The 13,568-nt window shown below is 60.2% G+C and carries 17 protein-coding genes and 1 pseudogene; 7 read left to right on the forward strand and 11 right to left on the reverse strand.

Annotated features, from left to right (window positions below):
• Positions 1 to 14 precede the first annotated feature (14 nt).
• From AKV04_RS24145 to sucD, 3 genes are read left to right on the forward strand one after another with little or no spacing between them, the layout of a single operon-like run.
• Complete coding sequence (locus AKV04_RS24145) at positions 15 to 953, forward strand: HpcH/HpaI aldolase/citrate lyase family protein (RefSeq protein ID WP_054008955.1); 939 nt, start codon at positions 15 to 17, stop codon at positions 951 to 953.
• Positions 954 to 965: 12 nt separating this feature from the next.
• Positions 966 to 2,147 carry a malate--CoA ligase subunit beta gene (locus AKV04_RS24150; protein WP_054008956.1) on the forward strand — a complete coding sequence of 394 codons (1,182 nt, stop codon included), beginning with the start codon at positions 966 to 968 and terminating at the stop codon, positions 2,145 to 2,147.
• Between the two features lie 9 nt (positions 2,148 to 2,156).
• A complete protein-coding gene (gene sucD, locus AKV04_RS24155; RefSeq protein WP_054008957.1) occupies positions 2,157 to 3,062 on the forward strand; it encodes a succinate--CoA ligase subunit alpha in 906 nt (301 codons plus the stop codon).
• A 10-nt stretch (positions 3,063 to 3,072) separates the two neighbouring features.
• On the opposite strand, the gene AKV04_RS24160 is transcribed toward sucD, so the two are convergent.
• The 11 genes from AKV04_RS24160 to AKV04_RS24200 all read right to left on the reverse strand — a co-directional run bounded on the left by AKV04_RS24160 (position 3,073) and on the right by AKV04_RS24200 (position 11,253).
• Entirely contained in the window at positions 3,073 to 4,101 is a 1,029-nt protein-coding gene (locus AKV04_RS24160; protein ID WP_054008958.1) for a helix-turn-helix domain-containing protein, read from the reverse strand.
• A gap of 137 nt (positions 4,102 to 4,238) precedes the next feature.
• Positions 4,239 to 5,249, reverse strand: a complete 1,011-nt coding sequence (locus AKV04_RS24165) for an ABC transporter ATP-binding protein (RefSeq protein WP_156317818.1) — start codon at positions 5,247 to 5,249, stop codon at positions 4,239 to 4,241.
• Positions 5,250 to 5,274: 25 nt separating this feature from the next.
• Positions 5,275 to 6,126 carry a carbohydrate ABC transporter permease gene (locus AKV04_RS24170; protein WP_054008959.1) on the reverse strand — a complete coding sequence of 284 codons (852 nt, stop codon included), beginning with the start codon at positions 6,124 to 6,126 and terminating at the stop codon, positions 5,275 to 5,277.
• Positions 6,123 to 6,269, reverse strand: coding sequence for a hypothetical protein (locus tag AKV04_RS27415; RefSeq protein WP_235815751.1), 147 nt, complete (start codon positions 6,267 to 6,269; stop codon positions 6,123 to 6,125). Before AKV04_RS27415 ends, AKV04_RS24170 begins: the two co-directional genes overlap by 4 nt.
• A 39-nt stretch (positions 6,270 to 6,308) precedes the next feature.
• Positions 6,309 to 7,001 (reverse strand): carbohydrate ABC transporter permease, encoded by a 693-nt coding sequence (locus AKV04_RS24175; RefSeq protein WP_235815752.1) that lies wholly within the window; start codon positions 6,999 to 7,001, stop codon positions 6,309 to 6,311.
• A 76-nt stretch (positions 7,002 to 7,077) separates the two neighbouring features.
• A complete protein-coding gene (locus AKV04_RS27420; protein WP_235815753.1) occupies positions 7,078 to 7,398 on the reverse strand; it encodes a type 2 periplasmic-binding domain-containing protein in 321 nt (106 codons plus the stop codon).
• A 45-nt stretch (positions 7,399 to 7,443) separates the two neighbouring features.
• A complete protein-coding gene (locus tag AKV04_RS24180) occupies positions 7,444 to 8,349 on the reverse strand; it encodes an extracellular solute-binding protein (protein ID WP_235815754.1) in 906 nt (301 codons plus the stop codon).
• Between the two features lie 216 nt (positions 8,350 to 8,565).
• Positions 8,566 to 8,943 (reverse strand): hypothetical protein, encoded by a 378-nt coding sequence (locus AKV04_RS24185; protein WP_156317820.1) that lies wholly within the window; start codon positions 8,941 to 8,943, stop codon positions 8,566 to 8,568.
• A gap of 118 nt (positions 8,944 to 9,061) precedes the next feature.
• Positions 9,062 to 10,489, reverse strand: a complete 1,428-nt coding sequence (locus AKV04_RS24190) for a glycoside hydrolase family 2 TIM barrel-domain containing protein (RefSeq protein WP_054008961.1) — start codon at positions 10,487 to 10,489, stop codon at positions 9,062 to 9,064.
• Between the two features lie 105 nt (positions 10,490 to 10,594).
• Positions 10,595 to 10,933 (reverse strand): hypothetical protein, encoded by a 339-nt coding sequence (locus AKV04_RS24195; RefSeq protein ID WP_054008962.1) that lies wholly within the window; start codon positions 10,931 to 10,933, stop codon positions 10,595 to 10,597.
• A gap of 35 nt (positions 10,934 to 10,968) precedes the next feature.
• Complete coding sequence (locus AKV04_RS24200) at positions 10,969 to 11,253, reverse strand: hypothetical protein (protein WP_054008963.1); 285 nt, start codon at positions 11,251 to 11,253, stop codon at positions 10,969 to 10,971.
• 118 nt (positions 11,254 to 11,371) lie between these two features.
• Between AKV04_RS24200 and AKV04_RS27955 the strand changes: the two are divergent.
• The 4 genes and pseudogenes from AKV04_RS27955 to AKV04_RS24210 all read left to right on the forward strand — a co-directional run.
• Positions 11,372 to 11,494 (forward strand): annotated as a pseudogene (locus tag AKV04_RS27955) (LacI family DNA-binding transcriptional regulator); the annotation flags it as partial.
• 88 nt (positions 11,495 to 11,582) lie between these two features.
• On the forward strand, positions 11,583 to 11,873 hold the full coding sequence (locus AKV04_RS26745; RefSeq protein WP_082351835.1) for a type 1 periplasmic-binding domain-containing protein: 291 nt from the start codon (positions 11,583 to 11,585) through the stop codon (positions 11,871 to 11,873).
• A gap of 3 nt (positions 11,874 to 11,876) precedes the next feature.
• Entirely contained in the window at positions 11,877 to 12,338 is a 462-nt protein-coding gene (locus AKV04_RS25895) for a substrate-binding domain-containing protein (protein WP_082351836.1), read from the forward strand.
• Positions 12,339 to 12,389: 51 nt separating this feature from the next.
• Complete coding sequence (locus AKV04_RS24210) at positions 12,390 to 13,319, forward strand: ArsR/SmtB family transcription factor (RefSeq protein ID WP_054008964.1); 930 nt, start codon at positions 12,390 to 12,392, stop codon at positions 13,317 to 13,319.
• Positions 13,320 to 13,568 lie beyond the last annotated feature (249 nt).

The following is a 13,568-nucleotide window of genomic DNA, read 5'->3' on the forward strand; positions in this document are numbered from 1 at the left end:
CCCGGAGAAAACCCATGAGCCACACACTTCACCCGCTTCGCAAACCCCGGCTGCAACGTTCGGAACTGGCGGTTCCGGCCTCCAACCCGACGATGATCGACAAGGCCGCCGAAGGCCCCGCTGATTACGTTTTCCTGGATCTGGAGGATGCGATTGCGCCTTCGGAAAAGGATCAGGCGCGCAAAAACGCCATTCAGGCGCTGAATGACATCGACTGGGCCGCCAAGGGCAAGACGGTTTCGGTGCGGATCAACGGGCTGGATACGCATTACATGTACCGTGATGTGGTCGATGTGATGGAGCAGGCCGGGAGCCGGGTGCATACCCTGCTGGTGCCGAAAGTTGGCGTCACCGGCGATCTCTATATGGTCGAGGCGATGGTCAATCAGATCGAGCAGGCCAAGGGGTTGACCAACCGTGTGGGGCTGGAGGCGCTGATTGAAACCGCCCTCGGGATGGCGAATGTCGAGGCCATCGCACAGTTTGGTGGGCGGCTGGAGGCGTTGCACTTTGGCGTCGCGGATTTTGCGGCCTCGATGCGGGCGCGCACCACCAACATCGGCGGTTTGAACCCGCATTATCCGGGCGATCAGTGGCACGCCTCGATCAGTCGGATGGTGGTGGCTTGCCGGGCTTACGGGTTGCGCGCGATTGATGGACCGTTTGGCGATTTCAGCGATCCTGAGGGCTACAAGGATGGCGCACGCCGGGCGGCGGCTTTGGGCTGCGAGGGCAAATGGGCGATCCATCCGACGCAGGTGGCTTTGGCGAACGAGGTGTTCTCGCCCCCGGATACTGAAGTTACCCGCGCGCGCCGGATCATTGAGGAGCTGAAAAAGGCGGCCTCGATGGGCAAGGGGGCTGCGCAACTGGATGGCCGGATGATCGACGCAGCTTCGGAAAAAATGGCGATGAACGTGCTGGTACTCGCCGACGCCATTGCTGCACGCTGAAAGGGGGAACAGATGGACATTCACGAATATCAGGCCAAGGAAATCCTTGCCCGCTTCGGCGTGCCGGTGCCGCGCGGCGGGCTGGCCTATAGCCCGGAACAGGCGGGGTATCGGGCTCGGGAACTCGGTGGCTCGGCTTGGGTCGTCAAGGCGCAGATCCATTCCGGTGGCCGTGGGGCTGCGGGCGGTGTCAAGCTGTGCCGCTCGGCGGACGAGGTACAGGCTTTTGCCGGGACTTTGTTCGGCAAGCAGTTGGTGACCAAGCAGACCGATGCCAAGGGCAAGGGGGTTTACCGGGTTTGGGTCGAGGCCGCGTCCGAGATTGCGCAAGAGCTTTACCTCGGCTTCGTGCTCGATCGGCAATCCGAACGCATCATGATTGTGGCCTCGGCGCATGGCGGCATTGAGATTGAAGATCTGGCGGAGAGCGATCCGAACTCGCTTCGCCGGATGACGATTGACCCGGCGGTGGGGCTGTCCGAATTCCAAGCCCGCGAACTCGCATTCCAGCTTGGCCTAAAGGGCGGACAGATTGCGCAGATGGTTGCGACCCTGCGCGCCTGCTACCGCGCCTACCGCGATTTGGATGCCGTGATGGTCGAGATCAACCCGCTGGTGATCACCGGCACCGGTGATCTGGTGGCGCTGGATGCGAAAATGTCGTTTGACACCAATGCCTTGTTCCGCCGCCCCGAGATTGCCGAGTTGCGCGATCGTTCTCAAGAAGACCCGCGCGAAAGCACGGCGGGCGATCATGGGCTGTCTTATGTCGGGCTTGACGGCGATATCGGCTGCATCATCAATGGTGCGGGCCTCGCGATGGCGACGATGGATATGATCAAGCTGGCGGGCGGCGAGCCTGCCAACTTCCTCGACATCGGCGGCGGCGCCAGCCCCGAACGTGTGGTGCGGGCGTTCCGCACCGTGCTGGCGGACGGCAATGTCTCGGTGATCTTGGTGAACATTTTCGCGGGCATCAACCGCTGCGATTGGGTGGCCGAAGGCGTGGTGCAAGCCTACCGCGAGGTTGGACTGACCATCCCAGTCGTGGTGCGTCTTGCGGGCACCAATGTCGATGAAGGCCGCGCGATCATTGCAGCCTCGGGCCTGCCGCTGATCTCTGCCGACACGCTGGCCGAGGCTGCGGCGGCTGCCGTCGCTGCCTCGACTTCCCGCCCCCGCCAAGCTGCATAGGAGGACCCCATGGCCATTCTCATTACGGAAAAAACCCGCGTCATCGTGCAAGGCATGTCGGGCCGCATCGGCAGCTTTCACGCCGCCGACATGATCAAATACGGCACCAATGTTGTCGGCGGCGTCACTCCCGGCCGGGGCGGCGAGGTCCATCTTGGCCTGCCGTTGTTCAACACCGTGCGTGAGGCGGTGGAGGCGACCGGGGCCGAAGCCTCGCTGGTGTTCGTACCGCCACCCTTCGCCGCCGATGCGATTATGGAGGCCGCCGACGCTGGTATCCGCACTGCAGTTTGCGTGACCGACGGCATCCCCAGCCAAGACATGATGAAGCTGAAGCGGTTTTTGCGCCGCTATCCAGCGGAGCGTAAATTGCGGCTGATCGGACCGAATTGCGCGGGCGTGATCTCTCCCGGTCGTGGCTTTATGGGCATCATGCCACCGCATATCTATCTGCCGGGGCGTATTGGCATCATCGGGCGGTCTGGCACTTTGGGCTATGAGGCGGCGAGCCAGTTGAAAGACCTTGGCTTGGGAGTTTCCACCAGCGTCGGCATCGGCGGCGATCCTATCAACGGATCGAGCTTCCGTGATATTCTGGCGCTCTTTGAAGCGGACCCAGAGACGGATGCGGTGATGATGATCGGGGAAATCGGGGGGCCGCAAGAGGCGGAAGCCGCGATCTATGCGCGCGATCATATGAAAAAGCCCGTGGTCGCCTATATCGCCGGGCTGTCAGCCCCCAAAGGCCGCAAGATGGGCCATGCGGGGGCCATCGTCAGCGCCTTTGGCGAAAGCGCACAGGAAAAGGTGGTCTTGCTGGAGGCCGCAGGCATCACGGTTGCGCCAAACCCGTCGAGCATGGGCGAAACCATGGCCCGATTGCTGGCCTCGCGCGCGATGGGGGCGGTGGCCTAAAGCCACACGGCTAAATCCGCGCCGTCCACAGCCGATAACGGCCCTGCCCAGTGACTTCGCGGATCAGGTTGCGCTGGGTGAGACTCTGCAAGTTGCGCTGTACGGCGGCGCGACTTGCCGCGGTTTCCGCCTCGGCCATCGGGGCGGAGACCATCGGCCAGCGCGCCAGCAAAGCCACCAGTAAACTGGGCGTGCGGCCCGACAAATCGGCCACCGCCTGCGTGGCATGGCTTTGCCACGCCTGCACCCGGTCCAAATGCAAAAGCGCCGCCAGCACCGCTTGGTGCGCGCCGCTGATCCATCCGGTCAAGCGCCGCTCGGCTGAGCCTGAGACAGTCAGCGCGGTCAATCCCACCAAGGCCAACGGTAAAAATCCGGTCGTCGCTGCAAGTCTTGCGCCCAGCACTGCCGCTTCAACATCACGACCGGGGCCGTCAGAGGCGGCACGCCAAAGGTGGAACAGCAAAGCGCCTTGGGTGACGCGGTGCAGACCCTCCGCGCCGTTAAGGCTGGCAGCAACTTCAAAAACCCGGTCGGGTGGCGGCTGCGTCAGACCCAAATGTGCGGCGATGCGCCCAGCCCAATCGCGGCTTGCAACCTGCGGGGCTTGCAACCGCCGCACCGCCCAAGCCGCGCGGGCCAGCGCCTGCGCGCCATCGTCGACGGCGCCTTGGCGCAGGCTGAGCCACAGCGCCAGCCGATCCGCGCTGATCCGCTCGCCCAGCCACCAACCCAAGCCTGCCGCCTCTTGCAACGCCAAGCGATGCAACGCGCCTTGCCCTGAACTGTGCAATCTTTCCTGCAAGCGACCGAAATCAAAGCACAAGGCCGCAAGATCGCCTGAAAGATTGGCCTCGGTTGTCCGCCAATCTTGAATGTTGAACAGCGGTGCGTGATCAGCGCGCGGGCCGGGTTGCGCGGCGTTATCCGCAGCGTCTTCGGGAAGAAACCACAGATCATCCTCGGCCGGCGTATCGGCATCGTAGGGGCCGGGCCTGTCCGGCAGCGATGCGGAATCCGCTGGGCGGGCCGATGTCATGGCAAGATTTCCTCAAACGGGCATGGCACAAGTTTGCCCGCAGCCTTGCGCAAAGGCCATAGCCATTTCGAGGGATCAGACCTGCGCCAAAGCCAGCCCGGTTTGATCAAACACATGCAGCTTGTCACGGTCGATGCTCAGCCCCACGGTGGCCCGGTTTCGAGGCTTTCCGAGCCATCCGCCTCGACAATGACCTGCCCGAAGGCAGACTCGATATAGGCGTAAGAGGTATTGCCGAGATATTCCACCAGCAGGGCTTTGCCCGCAATATCGCCCGTGCCTGCTGCAACCAAGTGCAGATGCTCGGGGCGGATGCCAAGTTCTACCGGCTGCGCCGCTGTCATCCGCAGCGGGAGGTCAATCCGCGTGCTGTCGCCCAGAGCCACCGTGGCCCCCTGCCCCGAAGGCGTGGCGCGCGCGGGCAGAAAGTTCATCCCCAGCGAGCCAATGAAGCTGGCGACAAAGCGGTTGGCGGGCTGGTTGTACAACTGCCAAGGCGAGCCGACCTGCTGGATCTTGCCCTTTTCCAGCACCACGATCTGATCGGCCAAGGTCATCGCCTCGACCTGATCATGGGTGACATAGATCATCGTGGTTTTCAGATCCTTGTGCAGTTTGGTGAGTTCCAGCCGCATCTGCACCCGCAGCATGGCGTCTAGGTTTGAGAGTGGCTCGTCAAACAAGAACACTTCCGGGTTGCGCGCCAAGGCCCGGCCAATGGCGACGCGCTGGCGCTGCCCGCCGGATAGTTGCGCCGGGCGACGGGCCATCAGCGATTCCAGTTGCAGCATCTTCGCCACCCCGGCCGCGCGTTCTTTTTGGGCGGCTTTTGGCATCCCGGCCAGCGACAGCGAGAAGCAGACGTTTTCCTCGACCGTCAGATGCGGGTAAAGCGCGTAGGACTGGAACACCATCGCCACTTTGCGCCGCGCCGGTTCCTCGTTGGTGATGTCAACACCACCAATCAGCGCGCGACCTTCCGAGATCTGCTCCAGCCCCGCGATCATCCGCAACAAGGCGGATTTGCCGCACCCCGACGGCCCCAACAATGCGGTGAACGAGCCATCCGGCACCGTCAGGTTCAGATTGTCGATCACCCGAAGGCCGCCGAACACCTTGCTGATATTTTGCAACTCGACCGAAGCCATCAGGCGCGCTCCCCTTGCATCGCACTCATCCCTGGATCCCCACCGTCAGCATGATCGCTTGCGTCACCCGGCGTTGAAAGATCAGGTACACCAAAGCCACCGGCAGGCCCGCCAACACCGCAGAGGCCAGATCGCGGGCGTATTTTACCCCAAACGCATCGGTGACTTGGGTGATCCCGACGGTGACGTTCATCTTGTCTTGCGTGGTCACCGCAAGGAAGGGCCAGAGAAACTGGTTCCACGCGCCGATGAAGGTGATGATCGCCAGTGCCGTGGTGATACCCCAGTTCATCGGCAGATAAAGCCGGAACAGTAGTTGCATCTGCGTGGCACCATCCATCACCGCCGCTTCGCGGAACTCTTTGGGAACGCTGTCGAAAAACTGTTTGTAGATCATCACAGTGACCGGGGCCAAAAGCTGTGGCAAGATCACCCCGGCCCAAGTGTTGAGCAGCTTGATTTGGCTCATCAGCACGAAGTGGTTCACGATCAGCGCTGGGATTGGCACCATGAAACTGGCGAGGATCAGCCACCACAAAAGCTTTCGCCCCGGAAACTCCAACAGCGAAATCGCATAGCCCGCCGCGGCACTCATCAGCACCACCGCGAAGGTCACCGAGCCCGCCGTCACAAGTGAATTCAGATACCATTGGCCGATCTGGGTGTTGAACAACACATAGGTATAGGCGTCAAAGGTCAGCCGATCCGGCCACAGATCAATGCCGGGGCGGACGATGTCTTGCTCGGGCTTCAGCGTGGTGACCAGCACCCAATAGATCGGGAAGGCCCAAAAGATCGCCACCAGCACGTTCAACGCCGTCAAGGCTCCGGCAGCGTGGTTGATGCGGCGGGCGGAGGGGTTGCTGATCGCCGTCATTTCTCGCCCCGCGCCCGCAAAAGTTGATATTGCAGCACCGACAGCACCACGATCAGCAGGAACAGGATCAGCGCAATCGTCGCACCATAGCCGCCCTGATTTTTCTGGAAAGCCGAGCCGTAGATCAGTTGCACCAGCACCATGGTGCGATCTGACTGCCCGCCTTGGGTGAACAGATAGACCTAATCGAAAATCTTCAACTGCATGATCAACTGAATGGTAGCCACCAGCACGGTGATCGGCCAGATCAGCGGCCAAGTGATGCGGCGAAACATCTGCCAGCGCGTCGCGCCATCCAAGCGGGCCGCCTCATAACTCTCGGACGAGATATTACGCAGCCCGGCGATGAACAGCAGGATGTTAAAGCCGATCAGCCACCACACCGTGATCCACGCTACCGTTGGCATGAACAAGGAAACCGTGCGAAAGATCGCCACATTGCCGCCAACGATCATCGCAATCGGGTATTGCGCGATGCCAAACTGGCTGTCGAGCATCCAGTTCCATGTGCGATAGACCACCGAAACCGGCAGGATATAGGGGATGAAAAAGCAGGCCAGCAGCACGCTTTGCAGCCAGCCTTTCAGCCGATTGACTCCCATCGCCACGAACAATCCGAGCAGCGTCGAAGGGATCACCGTCAGCGCCACGAAATAGAAGGTGTTGGTGACGGCATTGAAGAACAGCTTGTCCTTGAATAGGCGGGAGTAATTCTTCAGACCCACCCACTCACCTTCTCCGATCAGCGTGGCCTTGGTGAAGGTCATCGCCACCATTTTCAGCGTCGGATAGACGAACAGCACCGCGTAAACGATCACAAACGGCACCAACAGCACAAAGGCCGTCATCACTTCCGAGCCACGATATTTCGACATGGGCAACCCCTGAATGAAGGCCGAAAAACTCTGCTGGCGCGGAAGGTTACGCCAGCAGAGCCCGAGGGTCAGTGGGTTATTCGGCCTGACCGTTCAGATCATCGCGCATGGCTTCCATGGCTTCTTGCGCGGTCACCTCGCCGTTCACCGCAGGCATCAGGAAGTTGCCGGCCGCGTCGTAAACTGGTGACGCCACACCGGCCAGAACCGAGGACAGATCAAAGATCGCGGTATCGGCCAGTTTGGCAGAGGTGGCATTTGGCTGAATGTTACGGAACTCGTCTTTATCCCGCGCCTGAGTATAGGCGGGCAGATGGCCAGCCGCCACCCAGAAGGTCGAGTTCTTGTTCATCCATGCAATCACCTCCAGCACCGCCTTTTTCTTCTCGGGCGTCATCTCTTTGCCGACGTTGTTCGGGATGGCAAAGGCATGGCTGTCGGCTCAAGTCGCGGGGTGATCAAAGAATGTCGGCAGTTGGATCGCGCTCCATTCAAACAGCTCACCCTTGGCTTTCAGGTCGGTCATCGTCGGGACTTCCCAGACATCATTGATGTGCATCGCCGCTTTGCCACCAGTGAACAGCGCGATCGAGGCGGGATACTTGATCGAGGCTGGGGCATAGCCGTCTTTCACCCTGTTCTGAATCACTTCGGTGGCTTTCACCGCTTTGTCGAGGTTATCGCCGGTCAGAAAGCCCTCATCCGTCAGGAACTTGCCGTCCTGATGACCAAACAGCGAATAGAAAATCCGCCACAGCGAGTCGCCCGCGCCATCGTGGATCGAGATGCCATATTCCGCGCCGCCCTCTTGCAGCTTTTTCAGCGCGGCGGTGAAGTTGTCGATGCCGTCAAGGCCCGTCGGCAGACCATCCGCACCGATCAACCCGGCTTTCGCCAGCATGTCCCAGTTATAATATAGCACAGCGGCATGCATATCGAAGGGCACGGCGTAAAGCTTGCCATCGACCTGTGCGGCTTGGAGGTTTGCGGCGGCGCAGTCTTCGGCCTTCAGCCCGACCGAAGCCAGATCTTCGGGGGTTATCTCGGACTGCGTGCCAGTTGAGACGCCCAAGGGCAGCCGCGACAGATGATAGATCATCACGTCCTGACCTTCACCGACGGCAGCCGCAGTTTGCACCTTGGTGTAAAACGGCACGCCCGATTCCAGCGTTGTCGCTTGAATTTCGATGCTGTCGGCATGTTCCGCGTTGAACTTTTCGATCAGTGTCTTCATCCGCGCGCCGTCACCGCCGCTGAGGAAATCCCACCAGACCACGGTTTCCTTCGCCATCGCCGTCTGCGCCAACATCATGACAGACACGGCAACGGCACTCAAAAGCTTCTTCATCGCGTTATTCCTCCCTGCGTAGCGGGGCATATCGCCGCTGCGCCTTTTGCTGTTGTCGCACCCCGCTGGCGCCTGCGGGGCAAACTGTCACGGAAAAATGGTTTGGGCCGCGCTCCTCCTCGAACGCAAGCCCGACTCCTCGCTCAACCCAAGAGTAGGGATGCGGGCGCGGATATGTAAAACATAATTTCAGATATACATCTATTAGTAGGATATCTATATCGTATCGGGCGCGGTTTGCGCTGCCAACCGGATCAGCGCATCCAGCAGATATTGCGCCACCGGACCAACCCCCGGCGCATCGTTGGGGAGACGGAAGGTTGTCGCGACCAAACCACCGCGTCCGATCCGGCGCTCTGCAATCAGCGCGGCGGGTTTATGTGCCCAGCGAACTACGATGCCCGCATACAAAGGGCCGCCATATTCCCAAGCGCGAAAGCCCGTCAGCACATGATGCGGGATCACCCGATCCAGCGACAGATCAACCAGCGGCTCGCCAGACATGTCAGCAAACACCCCATCGCGCCGGATCCACGAAAAGCCCGCAATCCAATCGCCCCGCCACATTGAACCGTGCCGTGCGTGTAGCAGCATGTTCGGCAACTGTCCTTCTATGCTGCTCGGCAGGCCAGGAACCTCATCGACAGGCGGGATGAACAGTTGCTCGCGATGGGGCGGGTCAAGGCGTATTTTCCCTTTAATTTCAGTATTTTCATCCTAAATCAATAGATAGCGCACCGGCCTGCATCAGGGTGATATCGGTCGCGTCCAGCGCCAGCACCACCGTCACATCTGCCGACTCTGCATCCACCACCACACAGCCCAGCGCCGCACAATGCGCTGCAAAAGCTGCGTCAGTGGTCGCGATCTTAGGCAGGCTTTGCGTGGTTGGGGTATCGTAAACCGCTATCTCAATCTGGTTGCGCGCAGGCTCTACCCCAGCGGTTTCCGGCACAAACTCCACCAGCAGCATCCGATTGGCCCCGCTGCAATCTGCAAGCCGGTCTGCCCCAGCTCCACCACCTGATGCGCCTCCCCCGAGACGGCAATCTCGCCGATCGGCGCCTCGGCCCGCCACCGCAGCATTTACTGCCTTCCCGCCCATCGCCAGTGCCAACCCGAACTGGAACGCCTCCCCCAACCGGCCCGCGTAATGCGTGACCCTTGGCACGATCACCAAATAAGCGTTAATTTGTGCAAATTGATCGTGAAACACTCTGGGGTTGCGGTTCATATCCAGAAGTCCGTTAGACTCCCAATGGACATCGGTAAATTCGGTGATCACATAGCCGATGATCTGCGGCCAAGACCGCATCACCTCGATCTGATATTTCAGATTGGCGAATTGATACCACTGCGCGGCTTGAACAAACCGGCTGAAATCGCCGAACACTATCGCAAGCCGCAGGGTGTTAAAACGGTTCTCGATGCCATGCGGATAGGCCGTGCCTTCACCCCAAGCGCCGCCGGTTTCCATCCACCACGGCTCGGCTCCATTGATCTGCACCTGCGCAGGATTGGCCAGTCCCCAGACGCCAAACTCCGACACCACCAGCGGCCCGGACCCGCTGCGCTGGCGATCACCAAACGGCGTGTAGGTCCAATCCGCACCCGCCGCGAACTCAGCGGTCAGCGCGTCCCATTCGCTGCGCCGTTCTGGCACCGAGCGGTAATAGTGGAAATCATTGATGTCAGATTTCATATGGAAATTGCCGTGGCAGGGTGAGATATCGGCCACCAGCCGCGACGGATCGCGCTGCTTTAACCAATCATATTCCGCCGCCAGCCAAGCCCGATGCGCCGGATCTTCGCAAAGCCGGGCGCCCCAATCTTCGTTGATCAGCGTCCAGATCACGATGCAGGGCGCATTGCCATCGCGCCTCAAAATCCTCTCCATCGTCTCGCGCATCCGACGCGCCGAGGCGGTGGTGAATTGACCAACATTTGGCATTTCTGTCCAGATCAGCATCCCCAGCCGATCCGCCACTTCATAATAGCGCGGGTCTGGCACCTTGATGTGACAGCGCAGCATATTCAGGCCCCGCGCCTTGGCCTTATGAAGTTGGTCCTCCAGAAACCCCATCGAGGGCGGGGTGCAGATGCCCTCGAGATAGTAATCCTGATCCAAGGCCGCGCGCATGTAATAGGATTCACCGTTGAGGAAAAACGGCCCTGCCCGCGTTTCAAAGCTGCGAAAGCCGAAGCGGTGCAGCGTGGTATCGCCCGCTAATCTGACCCGCAGATGTTAAAGATTTGGCTGATCCGGCGAGCACAGCGCTGGGTTTGTCACCAGAAGTTGCGTCTGGGATTCCCCAGCCGCAAGCCTGCCCTCGCCTACCACCCGGCCCGCGCCATCCAGCACCTCAAGCCCCGCCGCAGCCAGCCTCGACACTTCCAACACGACCGCACCACGACCCAAAACACCCGCCGAAATCGCGCAATGCTGCAGATGCACGGGCGCACGCAGCTCCAGCCTGACCTGCTGCCAGATGCCGCCAATCGGGCCATACCAGCTTTGCTTGCCATGCGGGATTTCGGCAAAAGCAGGGGCGATCTCGGCATCGCCTGGCAGCAAAACCCGCACTTCTATCTAATTGTTATCGTGTAGTATTTCATCCGTCAGCACGAATTCAAACGGCAGATACCCGCCTCGTGCGATCCCAACAGATGTCCGTTTAACCAAACCTCGGCCAGATAGCTGACGGCCCCAAAGCACAGTACCGCCACACGCCCCGTCAGATCAAATCCGGCAAATTCGCGCCGATAGACCGCACACCCCGACGCCTGCCGCAGATCGGCGAATTGCGCTTTCCACGGCCCCGGAACTATCGCTTCTCGCGAAGCGCCACCCTCATGCGAGAACTGCCAAACTCCATCCAAGCTGATCTGTTCACGCTGTGTCACGGTTACTTCCCTAGCTTGATTATATTTTAGTAATAATATTATCGCCGTATCCCACAAGCCGAGTCGTCACAACCATCCGGGACAGCTACGGACCATAGCGATAACCAAACGCGCCACGATGACGGATTTGCCCAAAGGGCCGGGGGTCTCGCAGGCCACGGTTTCGCTGGTTTTGGGCGGGGTGAAGAACGCCCGTATCTCGGAGGACACCCGCGAAAAGGTCCGCGCCATTGCTGAGGAGATGGGTTATTTGCGCAAACCCGGCCTTGCCCGCTCCAGCGATGTGAGGGGGATTGGCCTGCTGATTGACGAGGTGATGGCCACCCTGTTTGCCACGCAATTCATCGAAGGCGCGCGGTTGGAAGCCGCCCGTCAAGGCGCGCTGGTGGCGGTCTATTGCACCGGGGGATGCGCAGACCGAGGCTGCGGCGCTGGAGGTTTTGGCGGGCAGCGCCCTGATCGGCGTGCTTTACACCTCGCTGATGACGCGCACGGTGCAGCCGCCTGTGGCGCTCGCCATCGTGCCGACAATCCTGCTGAACTGCCATGTCGCTGGGGCCAGCTACGTCTCGGTTGTGCCCGCCGACGTCACCGGAGCTTATGCGCGACCGAGGCGCTGATCCATGCCGGGCACAGCCGTATGGCGCATATCACGGACGAAGGCTGGGCGAAGCCGCGCGCTGGCCTCGCACGACATCGCCTTCGCGCCGGAGCTGCTGACAGGCCCGGTCTGGACCGTTGCCTCAGGCCGCGAAGTGACATTTCAACTGCTGGATTTGCCGAAGCCGCCCACCGCGATTTTCTGCTTCAATGATCGCATTGCTTTGGGCTGCCACGAGGCTTTGGCTGAACGCGGCCTGCGCGTGCCCGAGGATGTCTCGGTAATCGGCTTTGACAATGACTATATCGCCGCCACCCTGCGCCCGCCGCTGACCACGATGATCCTGCCACACGAGGAAATGGCCCGTTGGGCGGTGGCCGAACTGCTGGATCGCGCCGCTTTGGGCCGTCCGCTGTCGCCTGCCCGCATCAAAATTGACTGCGATCTGATCCTGCGCGGCTCGGTGGCTCGGCCAAAAGTTTGATCAAACCAAAAAAGCTGATACACATGGTCAATCCCGCGAAAGGCCACCGGTATGAGCCGCAATTTTCTGATCGTCGACCCGGTTGAGGGTATCGAAACTCTGAAGGCGCTGGCTTCTGCGGTGCGCGTCAGCATCCTGAAACTGCTGCATGATGAGGGGCCGCAGAACGTCAATGCCATCGCCGCAGCGCTGTCGATGCCGCAATCCTCGGTCTCGGCAAATGTGCAGGTGCTGGAAGATGCAGGCCTGATCCGCACCGAAACTCTGCGTGCCAAGAAGGGCAATCAGAAGCTGTGTCACACGCTGTTTGACGAAGTTCTGGTGATGTTCAAGAAAGATCCCGCCAGCGATGGTGCCGATACGATTGAAGTCGCAATGCCACTGGGCCTGTACACCAGTTGCGAAGTGTCAGCGCCCTGTGGGTTGTGTTCCGGCGATGGTATCATCGGCCTCTTGGATGTGCCCGATACATTCCTTGATCCGGGCCGGATGAGTGCGGGGTTGATTTGGTTCACCCGTGGCTATGTCGAATACCAATTTCCAAACAATATCAAGCTGATGAATGGGCAGTTGGATGCGGTGGAATTCTCGATGGAGCTGTCCTCCGAGGTGCCCGGCACCGCCGCCGACTGGCCTAGCGATATCACCTTTTCGATCAATCAGACCGACATTGGCACTTGGACCTCGCCCGGCGATTACGGCGATCAGCGCGGGGTTTACACGCCAAATTGGTGGAAGCTGAAAGGCAGCCAATACGGCAGGTTGAAATCGGTACGTGTCACGGCGGATGCCAGCTATATCGACGGGCGGAAGATGTCGCCGCTGTCACTGAAAGACCTCGATCTTGGCGCGCACCGCTCAATCCGGTTGCGCATCGCAGTGAAAGACGATGCGCGCCATCCCGGTGGGTTGAACATCTTCGGGCGCGGTTTTGGTAATTACGACCAAGACATCGTGATGCGGTTGATCATACATCGCTAGGCTTAAGGGTGCTTGACGATAGACCTGACCTCCTGATGTATATCCATTACTTCGATATTAATGCCTCCCCTGCGAGGGCCCGTCGGGGAGGACGATTCTATGAAAGCCAGCGTTACCGCGCATAAAGACTTCACCATCGCCCAGATCGACAACCGGATTTAGTCGGCCTTCCTCGAATATCTTGGCCGCACGATCTACACGGGTATCTACGAGCCCGACGGCCGATGCCAATAGCATGCGCGGCGATGT

It is taken from the genome of Cypionkella psychrotolerans (assembly GCF_001294535.1).
GTDB classification, from domain to species: domain Bacteria; phylum Pseudomonadota; class Alphaproteobacteria; order Rhodobacterales; family Rhodobacteraceae; genus Cypionkella; species Cypionkella psychrotolerans.

Bases quoted from the DNA above. Each gene is read 5' to 3' on its own strand.
- AKV04_RS24145 (WP_054008955.1), top strand. From the start codon at position 15: ATGAGCCACACACTTCACCCGCTTCGCAAACCCCGGCTGCAACGTTCG.
- AKV04_RS24150 (WP_054008956.1), top strand. From the start codon at position 966: ATGGACATTCACGAATATCAGGCCAAGGAAATCCTTGCCCGCTTCGGC.
- sucD (WP_054008957.1), top strand. From the start codon at position 2,157: ATGGCCATTCTCATTACGGAAAAAACCCGCGTCATCGTGCAAGGCATG.
- AKV04_RS24160 (WP_054008958.1), bottom strand. From the start codon at position 4,101: ATGACATCGGCCCGCCCAGCGGATTCCGCATCGCTGCCGGACAGGCCC.
- AKV04_RS24165 (WP_156317818.1), bottom strand. From the start codon at position 5,249: ATGGCTTCGGTCGAGTTGCAAAATATCAGCAAGGTGTTCGGCGGCCTT.
- AKV04_RS24170 (WP_054008959.1), bottom strand. From the start codon at position 6,126: ATGACGGCGATCAGCAACCCCTCCGCCCGCCGCATCAACCACGCTGCC.
- AKV04_RS27415 (WP_235815751.1), bottom strand. From the start codon at position 6,269: ATGGTGCTGGTGCAACTGATCTACGGCTCGGCTTTCCAGAAAAATCAG.
- AKV04_RS24175 (WP_235815752.1), bottom strand. From the start codon at position 7,001: ATGTCGAAATATCGTGGCTCGGAAGTGATGACGGCCTTTGTGCTGTTG.
- AKV04_RS27420 (WP_235815753.1), bottom strand. From the start codon at position 7,398: ATGACGCCCGAGAAGAAAAAGGCGGTGCTGGAGGTGATTGCATGGATG.
- AKV04_RS24180 (WP_235815754.1), bottom strand. From the start codon at position 8,349: ATGAAGAAGCTTTTGAGTGCCGTTGCCGTGTCTGTCATGATGTTGGCG.
- AKV04_RS24185 (WP_156317820.1), bottom strand. From the start codon at position 8,943: ATGCTGCTACACGCACGGCACGGTTCAATGTGGCGGGGCGATTGGATT.
- AKV04_RS24190 (WP_054008961.1), bottom strand. From the start codon at position 10,489: ATGCGCGCGGCCTTGGATCAGGATTACTATCTCGAGGGCATCTGCACC.
- AKV04_RS25895 (WP_082351836.1), top strand. From the start codon at position 11,877: ATGCCGGGCACAGCCGTATGGCGCATATCACGGACGAAGGCTGGGCGA.
- AKV04_RS24210 (WP_054008964.1), top strand. From the start codon at position 12,390: ATGAGCCGCAATTTTCTGATCGTCGACCCGGTTGAGGGTATCGAAACT.